The sequence below is a fragment of the Pseudoalteromonas sp. SG43-3 genome (assembly GCF_014164385.1).
Classification (GTDB): Bacteria; Pseudomonadota; Gammaproteobacteria; order Enterobacterales; family Alteromonadaceae; genus Pseudoalteromonas; species Pseudoalteromonas distincta.
Map to the genome: position 1 here is coordinate 1 of NZ_JACJFC010000043.1, position 1,993 is coordinate 1,993.

Sequence of the window (1,993 nt, forward strand, 5' to 3'; positions counted from 1 at the left end):
TTTTTAAATTAAAGCTGTTATTTACCTAACAAACATCCAAATACCGGCAGCTATCATAAATAAGTTTTCTGTTAGAGAGATAAACCCTAGTGGTACGTTACTGTCACCGCCTACACACGCACATTTTAACTCTCGTTTATCTATATAGACTGCTTTTATCACTGAAACAGCACCAACCCCACCTATGAATAATGAAATAGGGGCAATAATATAGGCTGGTAATCCGGCTATCATTCCAATGCCAACAAATGCTTCTAAAAATGGGTAGACATAAGCGTACCTGACTACTTTCATAGCGACTAAGTCATAGGTTATAAATGAATTAGTAAAGCTAAATAAGTCTTGAAGCTTTTGTATTGCTAACACTGCCATTGTTAGGGCTACAAACAGTTCAGCGGTTTGCATTGATAATAAGCTATTATCCGATGCAAAACTAAATGCCACACTAAGCAAAAAACTAACCGAAAAAATCGCAATCACGGGCGTGTAAGTTGTACCTTCTTGGGCTGCTTGTGGCTTATTAAAGTAATCACGTAAATCGTCGTAGCCACCTATACGTTTATTATCAATAAATGCTTGAGGTGTAGTTTCTACACTGTGTTGTTTTTTAAATTCATCTGTTTGCTCTCGAGAAGTTAAAAGCTGATCATCAACTGTATATCCCTCTCGCTCTAGTAGGTCTTTTGATTTTAAACCAAACGGACAAATATGCTCATCTGTTGCCATTCTAAAAAGTTGGGCTGATTTACTCATGCTTTACTCCTTATGTTATGCGGTTTATTTATTTATTTGAATTGAAATCTGGAACAGCTCTTAATTGTGCTTGAGCATTGGTTTGTGCAATGCCGTTTTGCTCTATATCTTTTAGGAGCCATTGCATTTCTTTTATTTCTCGCTCTTGGGCTTCAATTATATTTGTAGCAAGCTTTTGAACGCGTTTATCTTTGATTTTTGCCCTGTCACTGGTGAGTATGGCAATTGAATGATGTGGGATCATCGCCGACATCCATGAGCTATCATCAACAGTCACTTGTGAGCGAACTAAAAATAAACTTCCTGCAAATACGGCAACACTAGCAATGAGTACTGTTATATTTTTCTTTTTATCTTTATACATATTGAGCATGAAAAGTAGCATTATCACTGCCATCGTGGCTCCCATATAAAGCGCCATATAAGTACGAGTTTCACTAAAATAAACATGACTAAGTTGGTAGGTGTTCAAATACATCAATACAAACATGGTTATTGTGGATGTTGCTATCATTAAAAAAAATTTTGAATAGTGTGACATTGTATTGCTCCTTAAAAGTTTTGTATTTTGTTTTTACATGTGAGTAATTTTTACACTATCAAGCTCACAAATCAGTGTTTCCTGTTGTGTAAAATGGGTATTTAACAATTAAATCAAAAATTATGCCGTTAGGCTAAAATTGCTCGCTGGATTTACTTATGTATCTGTAGGTTTCTTCATTTGAGTTGTCAGTGAGTAGTTCAATATTATATTTGTGAAATATACCCTCCATTTCCATTCCGGGAGTGCCAATAGGCATGGCTGGTACACTTAAGCCTGTAATGTGCGGAGCGTGTTGCCCAGATAAAAACTGTTTTATATGTTTAACGGGAACATGACCTTCAAATACAAATCCATCGGCTGACACGGCTGTATGGCATGAGCGCATATTAGGTTTTATTTGATACTGAGATTTAATCGACCCCATGTCATTAACGTTAATTGCTTTTGTTTGAATATTGTTTTCACTCAAATGAGCAATCCACTTATTACAACATCCACAATTTTTACTTTTATAAACGGTAAGCTCAATTTCAGGTTTTTCTGAATTTTCATAGATTATTGATGTTTTATGCTGTTTTTCGATACTCATTGCCGAAAATGACATAGTTAATGATAAAAAAAACGCTGAGGTAATGTAGATTACTCGCATTGTTAACTCCTTAATTAGACCAGTGAATATGAGTGATTTTCCAACCT

General features: G+C 35.4%; 3 protein-coding genes. All 3 read right to left on the bottom strand.

The features are described from left to right. Nucleotides 1-21: 21 nt before the first annotated feature. Nucleotides 22-753: a MauE/DoxX family redox-associated membrane protein gene (locus tag H5157_RS20310; RefSeq protein WP_002963060.1), complete on the bottom strand. Its 732-nt coding sequence runs from the start codon at nucleotides 751-753 to the stop codon at nucleotides 22-24. A gap of 28 nt (nucleotides 754-781) precedes the next feature. Continuing rightward, complete coding sequence (locus tag H5157_RS20315; protein ID WP_010388415.1) at nucleotides 782-1,294, bottom strand: DUF305 domain-containing protein; 513 nt, start codon at nucleotides 1,292-1,294, stop codon at nucleotides 782-784. A 133-nt stretch (nucleotides 1,295-1,427) separates the two neighbouring features. After that, nucleotides 1,428-1,946 (bottom strand): DUF411 domain-containing protein, encoded by a 519-nt coding sequence (locus tag H5157_RS20320; RefSeq protein WP_002963058.1) that lies wholly within the window; start codon nucleotides 1,944-1,946, stop codon nucleotides 1,428-1,430. Nucleotides 1,947-1,993 lie beyond the last annotated feature (47 nt).